The 14,203-nt window shown below is 55.0% G+C and carries 10 protein-coding genes; 4 read left to right on the forward strand and 6 right to left on the reverse strand.

Going from position 1 to position 14,203, the window contains the following annotated elements:
• Positions 1 to 140: 140 nt before the first annotated feature.
• Positions 141 to 665 carry a single-stranded DNA-binding protein SSB1 gene (gene ssb1 / locus ACQUTP_RS18830; protein WP_004151744.1) on the forward strand — a complete coding sequence of 175 codons (525 nt, stop codon included), beginning with the start codon at positions 141 to 143 and terminating at the stop codon, positions 663 to 665.
• Between the two features lie 121 nt (positions 666 to 786).
• Here the strand turns inward: ssb1 and ACQUTP_RS18835 are convergent, their stop codons facing one another.
• A complete protein-coding gene (locus ACQUTP_RS18835; protein WP_023319488.1) occupies positions 787 to 2,367 on the reverse strand; it encodes a lytic transglycosylase F in 1,581 nt (526 codons plus the stop codon).
• Positions 2,368 to 2,955: 588 nt separating this feature from the next.
• Here ACQUTP_RS18835 and ACQUTP_RS18840 point away from each other — a divergent pair.
• Positions 2,956 to 5,214 (forward strand): TonB-dependent siderophore receptor, encoded by a 2,259-nt coding sequence (locus tag ACQUTP_RS18840; protein ID WP_062913522.1) that lies wholly within the window; start codon positions 2,956 to 2,958, stop codon positions 5,212 to 5,214.
• Between the two features lie 264 nt (positions 5,215 to 5,478).
• Here ACQUTP_RS18840 and ACQUTP_RS18845 read toward each other — a convergent pair whose 3' ends face one another.
• Together ACQUTP_RS18845 and ACQUTP_RS18850 are read right to left on the reverse strand one after the other, a co-directional pair.
• Positions 5,479 to 5,847: a helix-turn-helix transcriptional regulator gene (locus ACQUTP_RS18845; RefSeq protein ID WP_017900112.1), complete on the reverse strand. Its 369-nt coding sequence runs from the start codon at positions 5,845 to 5,847 to the stop codon at positions 5,479 to 5,481.
• Positions 5,848 to 5,880: 33 nt separating this feature from the next.
• A complete protein-coding gene (locus ACQUTP_RS18850; RefSeq protein ID WP_285755512.1) occupies positions 5,881 to 7,641 on the reverse strand; it encodes a tannase/feruloyl esterase family alpha/beta hydrolase in 1,761 nt (586 codons plus the stop codon).
• 624 nt (positions 7,642 to 8,265) lie between these two features.
• Between ACQUTP_RS18850 and bamA the strand changes: the two genes are divergently transcribed.
• The gene (bamA, locus tag ACQUTP_RS18855; RefSeq protein WP_032456847.1) at positions 8,266 to 10,689 is read left to right on the forward strand and encodes an outer membrane protein assembly factor BamA; all 2,424 of its coding nucleotides are present in this window, start codon (positions 8,266 to 8,268) and stop codon (positions 10,687 to 10,689) included.
• Positions 10,690 to 11,239: 550 nt separating this feature from the next.
• Positions 11,240 to 11,593 (forward strand): anti-adapter protein IraM, encoded by a 354-nt coding sequence (gene iraM / locus ACQUTP_RS18860; protein WP_004206315.1) that lies wholly within the window; start codon positions 11,240 to 11,242, stop codon positions 11,591 to 11,593.
• 38 nt (positions 11,594 to 11,631) lie between these two features.
• Here the strand turns inward: iraM and ACQUTP_RS18865 are convergent, their stop codons facing one another.
• Genes ACQUTP_RS18865 through ACQUTP_RS18875 form a run of 3 tightly spaced genes read right to left on the reverse strand, consistent with a single transcriptional unit; the run spans position 11,632 to position 14,190 of the window.
• Positions 11,632 to 12,393, reverse strand: coding sequence for an inositol monophosphatase family protein (locus ACQUTP_RS18865; protein ID WP_049004460.1), 762 nt, complete (start codon positions 12,391 to 12,393; stop codon positions 11,632 to 11,634).
• Between the two features lie 10 nt (positions 12,394 to 12,403).
• Positions 12,404 to 13,423 carry a LacI family DNA-binding transcriptional regulator gene (locus tag ACQUTP_RS18870; RefSeq protein ID WP_428902428.1) on the reverse strand — a complete coding sequence of 340 codons (1,020 nt, stop codon included), beginning with the start codon at positions 13,421 to 13,423 and terminating at the stop codon, positions 12,404 to 12,406.
• Positions 13,420 to 14,190: an MBL fold metallo-hydrolase gene (locus ACQUTP_RS18875; RefSeq protein ID WP_004206319.1), complete on the reverse strand. Its 771-nt coding sequence runs from the start codon at positions 14,188 to 14,190 to the stop codon at positions 13,420 to 13,422. The genes ACQUTP_RS18870 and ACQUTP_RS18875 overlap by 4 nt, the downstream gene beginning before the upstream one ends.
• Positions 14,191 to 14,203: the final 13 nt, after the last annotated feature.

A 14,203-nucleotide genomic window follows, 5' to 3' on the forward strand; every position in this document is an offset into this window, starting at 1 on the left:
TGCAAATTCAGGTCGAGTGTGCAACAATGTCGTAGCCGGGTACTATCTCTGGAATCAGCCTCGCAGCTATTAAAATGCTACGTGGAAATGGTACACTCGCGCGTTTACACTATTAAGAAACGTATTCAGGAGACACGAACATGGCCAGCAGAGGCGTAAACAAGGTGATTCTCGTCGGTAATCTGGGGCAGGACCCGGAAGTACGCTACATGCCAAGTGGCGGCGCAGTCGCCAACTTCACGCTGGCAACTTCCGAATCCTGGCGTGACAAGCAGACCGGCGAAATGAAAGAGCAGACTGAATGGCACCGCGTTGTGCTGTTCGGCAAACTGGCTGAAGTCGCTGGTGAGTATCTGCGTAAAGGCTCTCAGGTGTACATTGAAGGCCAACTGCGTACCCGCAAGTGGACCGATCAATCCGGTCAGGACAAATACACCACTGAAGTGGTGGTAAACGTTGGCGGCACCATGCAGATGCTGGGCGGCCGTCAGGGCGGCGGCGCACCGGCAGGCGGCGGACAGCAGCAGGGCGGTTGGGGTCAGCCTCAACAGCCGCAGGGCGGCAACCAGTTCAGCGGCGGCGCGCAGTCCCGTCCGCAGCAGCAGGCTCCGGCAGCGCCTTCCAACGAACCGCCGATGGACTTCGACGACGATATCCCGTTCTAAGGCCTGCCTTAAACGCGATATCCGCGTAGTTAACACAGAAAGCCCCGGTTTCGCCGGGGCTTTTTTTATGATTATTTCACCACCGCCTCAGAAGTGGTTTTGACCGCTGGCCGCGAGCGCTTCAGGCCGCGGGCACCTGAGCGGTCGCGGGCATCGCCACGCTGGGCTGCGGTTTGGCTGGCGGCGCCACCGGCTCCTGCCGCGGTGCCGCCGTCGCTTTCTGTTTGCGGGCCATGTCATCGACGATCAGCCGATAGGCGATGTAATACTTATAGATATTGCTGACGTAGGTCACCGTTTCCGCGCCGATTTTTTCTGCCGCCAGATTTTCGACGTTACCGAACCAGACGTTTGGATCAAACCCGCGCTGTTTGGTCATGGTGCGCAGGCGGGCGATACGCGCCGGACCGGCGTTGTAGGAGGCAAAGGCAAATAGCGCTTTATCCAGCCGTGTCATGGGCTCATCAGCATAGTAACGATCTATCATCCAGCGCATATATTTCACGCCAGCATGAATATTGGGATCCAGCTGTTTAATATCGCCCACCTTCAGCTCTTTTCCGGTGCGGGGCATCACCTGCATCACCCCGACGGCGCCAACGTGGCTTCGAACCGACTGGTTCAGCCGCGACTCCTGGTATCCCTGGGCCGCCATCAGCAGCCAGTCGACATCATAGCGATCGCCATATTTTCGGAAAACGTCCACCATGGCGAGGAACTTACGCCGTTCCTTACTCGCTGCGGCATTTTTAACATATTGGGCATTTTTCAGGTAACGCAGCAGCAGGGTATTACCCAGCGTGGTGCCCTGACGATTCTTTTTCACGAAGTTGTTCAGCAGCGCCAGCAGCTGCGGGCTGTCCTGGCGTACCGCCCACGCAATGTTGCCGCCGTCGCGCAGCACCACGTTGTCATGGACCTGGATTTTCGGAAATACCTGTTTCCAGAAAACCGCTTTATGCTGATCGACGACGATCAACGGCACCAGCCCGGCGTTGAGCATTTCCAGCAGATCTTCATCCTCCAGCGCTTCCGGCGCCGCTTCCAGGGTAACCGGCGGTCGTGACTCGCTGGCAAATCGGGCGTTCAGCGCTTGCAGACTTTCGTAATAGCTGGAGGAGCGGCGAACAAAGACCGTTTGACCGGAGAGCTGCTCCAGACTGTCGACCTTCGGCGATGCCGGGCCGGAGATCAGTAATTCTTTCACGTTGCTGTAGAGCGGTTGGGCGAAATCGACCTGGGCTTCCCGCGAGGGCGTGATAGTCAGGTTGGCGGCGGCGATATCCCCTTTACCTTCATTAAGCGCGGTAAAGAGATTATCCCGACTGACCGGCACAAAAACGATGTGCAGCTTCAGGTGGCGCTGTTTTAGCTTTTTATCTTTCGCCAGCTGTTTATTCAGATCGTTTTCCAGCGCGATAAAGATGTCGTGCGTTGCCCCGCGCTGGGTGCCTTTATCAATAAAAAAGAAGGTCTTGCTGTAGGTGGTTAATACCCGGATGGTGCGCCGATCGAGCATGCCAGGCAGATCGCCTTTCCACGGCTGCAGCATATCGTCGATATGGATCGACAGCGTGTTGTCTTCGGTTGCCACCGGCGGCGCGATTTCCGCCTCCGCCGCCGGCAGAAAAGGGGCGAATAACAGCGTCGCGAGGCAGGTAAGCCAGGCGATAAACAGGCGTGATAGCGAATTGGCGTTCATGGAGGAGCACTCCGCAGGGGGATGTGTTTATTTTAGCAGAACGGCCGCCGTTAGCTGGGTATGACATGGGGGAAAAGGTGTAACGATACCGACAAAGAGTCTTTCGCAAATAGTATTACTTACTATTAATGTGCTTTTGTCTTTAATTTAACTATGGAGATAATATGATAAAAATATGTTTTTTTAATGATGAATAGAAAGTGATGATTTTATTTTTACTTTATTCTCTTTCGTTTGTTTTTTGGTAACCAGCTGATTGGTAAATGTTATTTTATTTTTCTCTGATATTGATTATTATCATCTTGATAATGAATCTCATTTTTATTACCGTAACACGGCACATTACTCTAATGACACGCTGTCTGGATTACGCTATCAAAGAATAGCGCGCAGCGCTTTTTCTCTAATGATGAAACAGGGCACTTAATTTTATTATGCCTCACGCTGTCTTCTTATTCCCATTAATGCCGGGAAGGCGCTGACCTGCGCCAAAATCTGGCGAGGCGCTGAGGCAAATATTTTATCCCATTGTTTTTTCAATTGGGGAAGGCGTTATGCCCGACAGCAACAGAAAACAGGGCATATTCTATGAAATACACGTCTCTCTTCCCGCTGGGGATCGCCATTCCTCTGTTTGCCTGTAGCGTGCCGCTGCAGGCGACAGAGAGCGTTATCGAACCATCGACGTCTGACGAGAGCACCCCCACTGCTGAACATCACGAGGAAACGATGGTGGTGACTGCCGCCAGGCAGAACCTGCAGGCGCCGGGCGTGTCGACCATTACTGCGGACGAGATTCGCAAACATCCCCCCGCCCGCGATGTGTCGGAGTTAATTCGTACGCAACCCGGGGTCAATCTGACCGGTAACTCCACCAGCGGTCAGCGAGGCAACAACCGACAAATTGATATCCGTGGGATGGGGCCAGAGAACACTCTGGTGCTGGTCGATGGAAAACCGGTCACCAGCCGTAACTCGGTGCGGTATGGCTGGCGCGGCGATCGTGATTCCCGTGGCGATACCAACTGGGTGCCGGCAGAGATGATCGATCATATCGATGTGATCCGCGGCCCGGCGGCGGCGCGCTATGGTAATGGCGCGATGGGCGGGGTCGTCAACATCGTGACCAAACCGACCACGCCTGAATGGCATGGGTCGTGGAATACCTATATGAATGCTCCGCAGCATCGTAAAGAAGGGTCGACGAAACGTACCAACTTTAGCCTCAATGGTCCGCTGTCAGACAGTGTCAGCTTCAATCTCTGGGGTAATCTGAGTAAAACCCAGGCCGATGCTCAGGACATTAACGCCGGGCATGAAGCCGAGCGTACAGGCTCCTACGCGGGCTCTTATCCCGCCGGACGTGAAGGGGTGGTGAACAAAGATATTCACAGTAAGCTGCGCTGGGAGTTCGCCCCGATGCAGGCCCTGGAGTTTGAGGCCGGCTACAGCCGACAGGGCAACCTCTATGCCGGCGACACACAAAACACCAATACCAGTACGCTGGTGAAGAGCATGTACGGGAAAGAGACTAACCGTCTCTACCGGCAAACTTATGGCGTGACATGGACCGGCGGCTGGGATAATGGCGTGACCAGCAACAGCTATGCCCAGTACGAACACACCCGCAACTCGCGAATGAATGAAGGGCTGGCGGGGGGGACGGAAGGGATCTTCTCCAGTAGCGAGTTTTCAGATATCGATCTGGCCGATGTTCTGCTACATAGCGAAGTGAATATTCCGTTTACGCTGGGGGTCGATCAGAATCTGACGCTGGGGACAGAATGGAATCAGCAGCGGATGAAAGATGGCGTATCGACAACCCAGGCGCTCTCTTACGGAACTATCGATGGCGTATCGGCTACTGGTCGTAGCCCGTACTCCAGCGCCGAGATCTTCTCGCTGTTTACCGAAGATAATATGGCGCTAACGGACAGCACCATGCTGACACCCGCTCTGCGCTTCGACCACCACAGCATCGTCGGCAATAACTGGAGCCCCTCGCTGAACCTGTCCCAGGAGCTGACGGACGACTGGACGCTGAAGCTGGGCATTGCCCGCGCTTACAAGGCGCCTAACCTCTACCAGTTGAACCCGAACTATATTCTCTACAGCAACGGTCAAGGCTGTTACGCCAGTAGTTCCGCCTGCTATCTGATGGGGAATAGCGACCTGAAAGCGGAGACCAGCGTTAATAAAGAGATTGGTCTTGAGTATAAGCATGAGGGCTATCAGGCGGGAATCACCTGGTTCCGTAACGACTATCACAACAAGATTGAGTCAGGGTACGCGGCGGTGGGCACTGCCAGCAACGGCACCACCAATATCTATCAGTGGGAAAACGTACCAAAGGCGTTAGTGGAAGGCCTGGAAGGAACGTTGAATCTTCCGATGGGGGAGACGGTTAACTGGAGCAATAACCTGACATGGATGCTGCAGAGCAAGAATAAGACGACAGGCGACCGACTGTCAGTGATCCCGCAGTTTACCCTGAACTCGACTTTGAGCTGGCAGGTCCGTGAAGATCTCTCTCTGCAGAGCACCTTTACCTGGTATGGCCGACAGAAACCAAAACGCTTTAATTATAAGGGCGAGGCGGTCAGCGGCAGCGAATTAAACGAAGTCAGCCCATACAGTATTGTCGGTCTCAGTGCGACCTGGGATGTGAACAAAAACCTGAGCTTCACCAGCGGGATAGATAACCTGTTTGATATCCGCCACTATCGGGCAGGGAATGCGCAAACGACCGGCAACGCGACGACGGGAGCTTATCTGTATGGCGCGGGTGCCGAGACCTATAACGAATCGGGGCGGACCTTCTTTGTGAGCGTAAATACTCACTTCTGATGGTGCTGATGAGAATGAAACCGGGTGCAGCGCGGCCCGGTTTTTTTATTTCAGATGAGAGCGGTGGAAACAATTATAAATGGTGACAAAATCTTCACGCCCTCTACATTATTAGCTCAAAATATCCTTTTATACTGATTTCCGTCGAGCAAGGTCGTTGATCCCGATCGGGCTCGATAATAGCACCCTGCTATTTCCCTTCTGCAATACCCCCTGTCCCCCTTCCATTCCCAACCGCAGCGATGCGGAGGAGGGGGACCTTCCTTATTTTTGCCGGGTGACCTGATGACGATATTGAGTGGGGGTGAGCGCATGATATTTTTTGAAGGTACGATTAAACGCACTGAGATCGTCATAACCAACCATAATACAAATATCGACAATACGGTAACCAGGCGTCGTCAGCAATAAACGGCGACAGAGCGACATGCGCTGCTGGCGGATATATTCCATCGGCGATCGATCAAAATAATGACGGAAGAGCCGAAACAAATGCCAGGGGGAATAACCAGAGATATCGCTCAGATCGTCGACGGTCAGTTTCTTATCCAGATTATTATCGATCCACAAGAGCAGGTCGCTTAATACCGATTGCTGGAGCGTTTTGCTATGCATGATTGAGGCCAATCCCAAAAACGAAGGGCTCCTCAATGAGGAGCCCTGGATTTATTGAACGGTGAGCTCGCCGTGGCGAACCTGATAATTTTTTTGGTTATCAGGGCCAATAAAGTCGCTGGCGGGTTTTGCCACCTGCAGATGACCAAACGCGGTTGATTGCTCTGCATGATAATTTTCGCCGTCATTCACGTTGCCGTGCCCGTTATAACGGGCAATGGCCGGGAAGGGATACACCGGACGCGTTGCGATAACGGCTGGAGCGGCGTCAGCGTAAGGCTGACTGACTTTCTGCACGCCGTGAAACTGCGTTTGGGCATCTGGTTTTTCTGTCATCGGCGGCAGCCTGGCGGCGGCTGGCGCCCGTTTGCCGGCCATAATCTCTTGCGGCGCGATGCCTTCCTCGGTCCAGCGCATCAGCGGGGTAAGGAGATCAATTTGATCGTAACCTTCGCCATTACCGCAATGTGCTACCCCAGGCAGCAGGAATAACCGCAGGAAGGAATCCGTTGCGGCATGGCCTATCTCTGCTTCTACGCCGCGGTAATAGGCGATAGAAAAGGCTGGGCTGACGGAGTCATCGGCCAGACCGTGCCAGAGGATAAGCTTGCCGCCGCGCTGCTGATAGGCATGAAGATTGGTATTTGCCGCATTATAGAGCGGTGCCAGTTGAGCGACGGCGTCAAAATTCTGCTGATTAAGTGGGAAATCCCGCATCGATTGGATCTTCTGTTTTCCTCCCGGCAGGAGCACGGATTGCAGAGCCGGTAGTACCATCATTTCCGACATTGAGTGGCCGGTCGGCGTCTCCGGCACCGGCCAGCGTAGCTCGGAGCCCAGCGGAAGACCGCCAGCGACGAACTGGGCGCCGTGGCTGTCGTAAGCGCCGCGGTAGAGCTTTTTCACTACCTCAATCTCTTCCTGTGTCAGGCAGGCGGAACGGTCCTGAGCGTTGGCAGGACAGCGGGGAAGCCAAGTCTCAGAGAACTGACAGGCATAGGGGTTTTGCAGGATGCCGTCCTGCACGCCGGAAAGCGTCGGGCAGTGAGCCAGTATGGCCTGGTGAATCAAAGGTAAGCGATCTTTCAACAAGATAGCGGTACCGTCCGGACGCTGATTGGCGGCCACATTCCAGCCGTGGAAGAAGGAGTTCTGAAACTGGAAAAAGGCCGCTGGCGCGCCAGCGCTGATACCGTCAAAATCCTGCGGAAAGCGCTGCGCTTCCATCAATGCTTCGCGACCGCCGTCTGAGCAGCCCATAAAGTACGCGTACTTTGGCGGCTGGCGGTAAAGCGTCTGCATCACCGCTTTGGCCAGCACTGCGGTCAGGTGGTTGGCGCGCCAGGCAAAATCGATGCGCTTTTGCGGATCTTCTGCCCATGACGCATCCATCATACTGCCATGGTGCCCCATATCGGTTGCTGCCACCACAAACTCGCCGTTCATTGCCGGTAGGCAGCCGCTGGCATTCGACAGACTCAGGTTAATACTCCCGCACAGTCCGCCGCAGCCGACCTGCAAGAAACGTTGACTCCAGCGCTGGGTCGGCAGGGCAATCTGCACGCCAATCTGGGGGGCGATAGTGGCGCTCACCTTGCACCAGCTTCCCTGCGCAGAGGTCTGCATTTCAGTGTGGTTGATAGTGACCTTTGCGCCAACGGCGGCGCTGAAGTCGGTAGCGCTTAGCGCATCGCATGTTAGCGCGGGGAGAATAATCGGCAGACTGGAGGCAGCCTGCGTGGGTGAAGCGAACGATAACCCAACGAGGGTGCAGAGAATGATAGGTAACATCGTTTTAAGTAAGCGTGTCATACGCGATTCCCTGTGATTGATGATGGGAGGCGGCAGGATGGTGAAGCCTATGCCTCACCTTCCCTGGCGAGGCGCCACTGCTTGGCTATTGTAGATAACGATAGACTTTCCTTGATGCCTTGATAAGGCGTCCCTACTGTATTCTGCTATTTTGAGGAAAATATGGAGATGTTCGCCATCGGCGTCTGGTGGTGAATACAAGATAAAATGTTGTGATGTCGATTGCATAATTTATTCAATTTCTCTTCATTATATCTGCTGGCTTTAAGAATATGATTGTGCCTGTTCCTGGTGATTCCAGAGAACAACATTCCTAACGAGATCCTTCCCCCTTTCCATTAGCAAGAAAGGGGGCTTTTTCAATAAAGACCGTTCAGGTAAATCTAAATATAGCTCTGGTGTTGGCCATTAGAACCACGGCGTTCAGGAAAAGTTCCATCATTAAATATATTTTTAAACATGATTTAACATCCTTTTTTTCTCCATTTTGTCGCCATAATTGCATGTAATTCTGCGCCTCGCTCAGGTTATTTCTGTCGCATATCTTAGATACGCATCCTGAACAAATAAGCTCAACGCCAGCAGATAACTGCTATTGCTCATTATCTCGTAGACGACACATTCATGTTAAAAAAGACTCATATCATCAGCGGATTATTGATTACCCCTTTAACGCTGTACGCCGCAACCTCATATCAAGTTGATGATATCCGTTTTGAAGGGCTGCAGCGCGTGACCGTCGGGGCGGCGCTATTAAGTATGCCGTTGCACGCGGGAGAAGCGGTGACGGCAGAGGAAGTCAGCGAGGCAGTGCGCGCGCTGTATGCGAGCGGCAATTTCGAGAATGTGCAGATCCTGCGCGATGGGAAAACGCTGGTGGTGCAGGTTAAGGAGAGGCCCACTATTGCCAGCATCAGTTTTTCCGGGAATAAGTCGGTGAAGGATGATGCGTTAAAGGAAAATCTCACCGCGACAGGTATTTCAGCAGGTAGCGCACTGGATCGAAATTCGCTTAGCGAAATAGAAAAGGGGTTGCAGGATTTCTATTACAGCGCGGGGAAATACAGCGCGCAGGTTCACGCTGTGGTGACACCGTTACCGCGTAATCGCGTTGACTTAACGTTCGTCTTTCAGGAAGGCGTATCGGCGAAAATCGCACAAATAAACATTATCGGTAATCAGGCGTTTCGGGAAGAGACGCTCCTGGACCAGCTTCAGCTACGCGATAATGTGCCGTGGTGGAATGTGGTAGCGGATAAAAAATATCAGAAACAGAAGCTGGAAGCCGATCTGGAAACGCTGCGCAGTTTTTATCTCGATCGCGGCTATGCGCGCTTTGCGATCCAGTCCACGCAGGTCAGTATGACGCCAGATAAAAAATCCCTGTATATCACCATCACCCTCAATGAAGGCGAACGTTATCAGGTCGACCGAACTCAGGTGACAGGCGACCTGGCGCAGCATGGACCGGAGATCGAGGCCCTTGCCCAGCCGCTGGCGGGGGCATGGTATAGCGGGGCGCAAGTCACCACGGTTGAAAATGAGATCAAAAAGCGTTTTGGTAAGTATGGTTATGCCTGGCCGCAGGTGACGACCACGCCGGAAATCGATGACGCGCATCATCGTGTGACGCTGCATATTCAGGTCAACGCCGGCCGCCGCTACTCGGTACGCCAGATCCGCTTTTCCGGTAACGACACCTCCCGGGACGCGGTGTTACGTCGTGAAATGCGCCAAATGGAAGGGGCGTGGCTCAACAACGAAAAAGTCGAGCAAGGGAAAGTACGTCTTGATCGAACGGGTTTTTTTGAGAACGTTGAACAGCAGATCGTTCCGGTCAATGGAACGGCGGATCAGGTCGATGTGGTCTACAAGGTGAAGGAGCGCAATACCGGCTCATTCAACGTGGGCCTGGGATTTGGTACGGATAGCGGCGTGAGCTATCAGCTTGGCGTGACGCAGGATAACTGGCTGGGTACGGGCAATAGCGTGAGCTTCAATGGGACGCGCAACAGCTATCAGTCTTATCTTGAACTGGGGGCGACGAACCCGTGGTTTACCGTTGATGGCATCAGCCTGGGCGGAAAGATTTTTTATAACAGCTATGATGCTTCCGATGCGGATGCCGGGAGCTATAACCAGCAGAGCTATGGCTTAGGCAGTACGCTAGGGTTTCCCATTAGCGAAAATAACTCCCTGAACCTGGGGCTGGATTATGTCCATAATCGCCTGACCAATATGGATCCGGAGCTGACGACCTGGCGCTACCTCAGCTCTCGGGGAATCGAGCCCAGCGTGGTGACGAAAGATGGCGACAGTGGCGCAAAATATAGCGCCAACGATTATTTTGTGAGTCTTGGATGGGGCTACAACGATCTCGATCGCGGCTTCTTCCCGCGTGCGGGAAACAAGAGCAGCCTGAGCGGTAAAGTGACGCTCCCCGGTTCGGATAATAGCTACTACAAACTCTCTTTTGACACCGCCCAGTATCTGCCGCTGAGCGAAAACAAGCGCTGGGTCTGGATGGAACGCCTGCGCGCAGGCTATGCTGGCGGGTTAGACGGCAAAAGTGTGCCGTTCTACGATAACTTTTACGCTGGCGGTTCGTCGTCGGTGCGCGGCTTCTCTTCTAACACCATTGGGCCTAAAGCGGCTTATTACCGCTGCAATGGTAGCGAAAGCAGCTATAGCGCCTGCCCGCTGGACGCCTCGTCTGATGCGGTCGGCGGGAATGCCATGGCGGTGCTGAACAGCGAATTTATCATTCCAACCCCCTTTGTGAATGACAAATACGCCGATAGTCTGCGAACCTCGCTGTTTGTTGACGCGGGGACGGTCTGGAGCACCTCCTGGCACAACACCGCGCAGACGCTGGCGGCAGGTATCCCTGACTACGGCGATCCGAGTCATATTCGTCTCTCCGCGGGGATTGCCGTGCAGTGGATGTCTCCCCTTGGTCCACTGGTCTTCTCCTGGGCAGAGCCGTTTAAAAAGTACGATGGTGATAAAGCAGAACAGTTTCAGTTTAATATCGGCAAAACCTGGTAGGGCCTCAGCGGGGCTTGTTAGACCGGCATGGCAATATTCTGTGGACTGTCTTCCGACATAGCGATTGAGCAGAATATGCTCAATCGCTATGTCGATATTATCGCTAAGGAATGCGATCTGGCGGGACACCCGCGACATTTACCCGAGCGCGGTCTGAGGGCCTCGCGGAGCTGGTGACGTACGACGAGGTAACCGCGCAATAAATAGCTGCCTGCTACGGTCCTCTTTTCTTGCCAACCGCGGGTAATGCTCAGTGCTGCATCATCTAATACCAATGACTGAGGCCTCATCCAGAGGGACTAAGACGTATTGTCAATTAAGTTTATATTATCTTATTTTTTATTATATTTTCTTTTTTAAGGTTAATTTGGCTGTTTTTTATCGGGCCTAATCATAAATTTCGAGAGGAAAATGAAACGTTACTAATAATGGGTTGTGTTGTTAGGAATTGTCTTAAGTCACATAATTGTCAGGGACGCTTGCGGTTTATAATAATGAATGCTATCACTATATACGGTAACAATTTGTAGCATCTGTATAAGGAAGGAATATGAAATGGACTATTCTTAATACTCTGATCTGCCCGCAATCCGGCATCGCCTTCTCGGCAATATCCAGTCTGCGTTTCTTAAAATTTATCATGTGGTACGAGGCCGATGTGATCCTGCTGCCCGGCGAGTCGATGAAGCTCTATTCCTCGAGAGTTTTAATTAATGACCAGTATCATTCATTAAAAATCTACAATATTACGGTGTACGATGAGGCGCAATGGGAAAAATTACGTGAGCGGCCATCTTGCCCATACCATGCCGGCGGCGAGCGGTCTGACTCCTGTTTTTACCAGTCCTTTTGCGCAATTAAGCGCTGTCCGAATAATATTCCCCGCAGCGAACCCTGGCGGTAGTCAGTCCACGCCGCCGGCCAGCCGCCGGCGGCGTGGCGTTATTTCGCCAGCAGGGCCGCCAGCCGCGGCTGGACGCTTGCGCAGCCCGCCAGCACGAGGTTGCCTCGCCGCAGACCCTCATTGGCGAGAAACGCATTGCACTTTCCACCCGCCTCCTCAATCAACAGCATGCCTGCCAGCGCGTCCCAGCTGTTCATATGCGCTTCATAATAGGCATGGAGCTGGCCGGCGGCGACATGCGCCAGCATCAGGGCCCCCGCGCCGAAGCGGCGATATTCCAGGCCGGCGTCGAGCAGGGTCGCGATGGCCTGGGCGTAGTCGCTGGCCGGGGCGCGGCTGGAACGGCCCATACCCACCACCACCGCATCCGGATCCGGTTCGCGTAGCGTCAGACGCTGGTCGTTGAGATACGCGCCTTCGCCGCGGCCGGCGAAGAAAAACTCATCGCGATCGGGAGCGTAGATAATGCCAAGCGTCAGCTCGCCCTGGCATACTCGCGCCAGCGAGATACACCAGTAATCCATACCGAGGATAAAGTTGGTGGTGCCATCGACAGGGTCGAGCACCCAGACGGTCTGTTCATCGCCAGCAAAACCGCTCTCCTCGCCGAGGAAACCCTCCTGGGGAAAATGGGCCTGCAGCCAGCCTTTAATCTGTTGTTCTACCGCGAGATCCGCCTGCGACACAAAGTCCTGGCGCGATTTTTTATCGACCTGTAATCCCGCATCGCGCAGCGCCTGGGCGTGGGCGCCAGCCTGGCGAATCAAGTCGCATAATGATTCTCGTTGTGCTTCCGTCATAGTCCTGCTCTCAGATAACAAAGGGCGACGTGCGCCGGTGAATTAACGTCACCTCCACCCAGGTGGTGCGTGAAGGTTGTAAAGGGTCGGCGGCGCGCTCCTGCAGCCGGGTAAGCGCCTGGCGGGAAATCGCCGCCACATCCTGATGTAGGGTGGTGAGCTGGTAGCTATATTGCGCGGTCGGCGGCGTGTTATCAAAACCAATCAGCTGGTAATCCTCAGGCGCCTGTTTGCCGCGCTGGCGCATTCCATCGAGAAAGCCACAGGCAAGCTGGGCATTGGCGCAAAAGATCCCCTCAGGCACCTCGCCAGCGAGCGCCGCGGCCTGCTCACCGCCGACGTAGCCCTCTTCCGGACAGGCGAGGTGCGCCAGGTCGCGTTCGATGTTCACTCCGCGCGTCTGTAGCGCCCGGCTGAACGCTTCCCCGCGCATGCGTCCGGCCCAGGTGGAAGGGTGAGTATTGAGCCAGCCGAAGCGCCGACAGCCGCTGCGCAACAGCTGGTCGGCGGCCAGCTCGGCGCCAGCGGCGTTATCAGAGCAGACATAATCCACCCCGGGGATCGTCGGTTGACGGTTAATGCCCACCACCGGAATATGCTGGTGAACGCACTCGTTCACCAGCGCTTCCGGCGGCTGGCCGGAGGTAACGATAACTCCGGAGACGCGAAACTGAGCGAAACGGCGCAGGGTGTGCGCCAGATCCTGCTCGCTATGGATCTCGCTCACCAGCGCCTGAAAGCCCTGGCGTTGGATCTCGTTGAGCAGGGCATCAAGCAGGGCGCTGCGAAAAGGATCGCTGATGCGCGAGACGATCACGCCGATTAAGTGGCTGCGCTGGCGGTTCAGCCCCTGGGCGAGGAAATTAACCTGATACCCCAGCTCTTCGGCGGCGCGCAACACCCGCGCCCGGGCATCGGGAGAGATGCTGCCGTTGCTGCTCAACGCCCGGGACACCACCGCCCGGGAGACGCCCGCTCGCTGGGCAACGTCCTGGGCAGTGACGCTGGGTTTACGGGGTGCAGGGCTCATAGGATATGCGCCTCGTCGTTAAACGTGGGACGCGGCAACGTTAAGGCGAGCCCATCCCGGGAAACGAATAAACCCGGCCACGGCTGGCAGGCCTGCTTCAGCGCCGGCAGGGAAGCGTCCTCGCAGTGATAGAGCCCCAGCGCCGGGAGCTGCAGCGTTCTGAACAGCATCAGGCAAGAGGGGAAATCGCCATGAGAGGCGTCATCGTCCAGAGCCGCCACCGAGGCACACTCCTGAAACGCCAGCCCGGCGCCGGCCATCAGGGCCATCGAGTCGGCGGTCGGCCGGCCATCGCCGCTGTAAAACAGCGTCTGCCCGGCAATGGTGATACGGATGGCGCGATTACTCAGCTCATGCTGGGTGGGGGCAGTGCGGATCTGCCAGTCCTGCCACGTCCAGGCGTCGCGACACGCTTGCCAGTCGAGGGTGAAGCCAAGCTCCGCCTGCGGCCAGTTCGCCAGCGCGGCCAGCTGCTTGAGCACCGGCTGCTGCGCCGGCTGGCAGTAGATAATCAACGGCTTCTGGCGGGAGCCGCTTTTCCAGTAATTCAGCAGCGCCGTCAGACCGGTGCAGTGGTCCGGATGAACGTGGGTGAAGTAGATCGCGTCGATATCGTTGACCCCGCCGCCGCGCTGCCAGAGCGCGCGGGGAACGGTGGGGCCACAGTCGATTAACCACTGTTTGTTGTCCGCGTCGATTACCCGCAACGCGGAAGTATTTTGCGTGCAGGAAAAGGCGCTCCCGCAGCCAAGCACATCTATTTTCATTTACCCTCGCCAA

This window comes from Klebsiella sp. 2-CIP_Kleb., from assembly GCF_050378715.1.
Taxonomy (GTDB): Bacteria; Pseudomonadota; Gammaproteobacteria; order Enterobacterales; family Enterobacteriaceae; genus Klebsiella; species Klebsiella quasipneumoniae.

Coding starts and splice junctions, on each gene's coding strand:
- ssb1 (WP_004151744.1), top strand. CDS start 141: ATGGCCAGCAGAGGCGTAAACAAGGTGATTCTCGTCGGTAATCTGGGG.
- ACQUTP_RS18835 (WP_023319488.1), bottom strand. CDS start 2,367: ATGAACGCCAATTCGCTATCACGCCTGTTTATCGCCTGGCTTACCTGC.
- ACQUTP_RS18840 (WP_062913522.1), top strand. CDS start 2,956: ATGAAATACACGTCTCTCTTCCCGCTGGGGATCGCCATTCCTCTGTTT.
- ACQUTP_RS18850 (WP_285755512.1), bottom strand. CDS start 7,641: ATGACACGCTTACTTAAAACGATGTTACCTATCATTCTCTGCACCCTC.
- bamA (WP_032456847.1), top strand. CDS start 8,266: ATGTTAAAAAAGACTCATATCATCAGCGGATTATTGATTACCCCTTTA.
- iraM (WP_004206315.1), top strand. CDS start 11,240: ATGAAATGGACTATTCTTAATACTCTGATCTGCCCGCAATCCGGCATC.
- ACQUTP_RS18865 (WP_049004460.1), bottom strand. CDS start 12,393: ATGACGGAAGCACAACGAGAATCATTATGCGACTTGATTCGCCAGGCT.
- ACQUTP_RS18870 (WP_428902428.1), bottom strand. CDS start 13,423: ATGAGCCCTGCACCCCGTAAACCCAGCGTCACTGCCCAGGACGTTGCC.
- ACQUTP_RS18875 (WP_004206319.1), bottom strand. CDS start 14,190: ATGAAAATAGATGTGCTTGGCTGCGGGAGCGCCTTTTCCTGCACGCAA.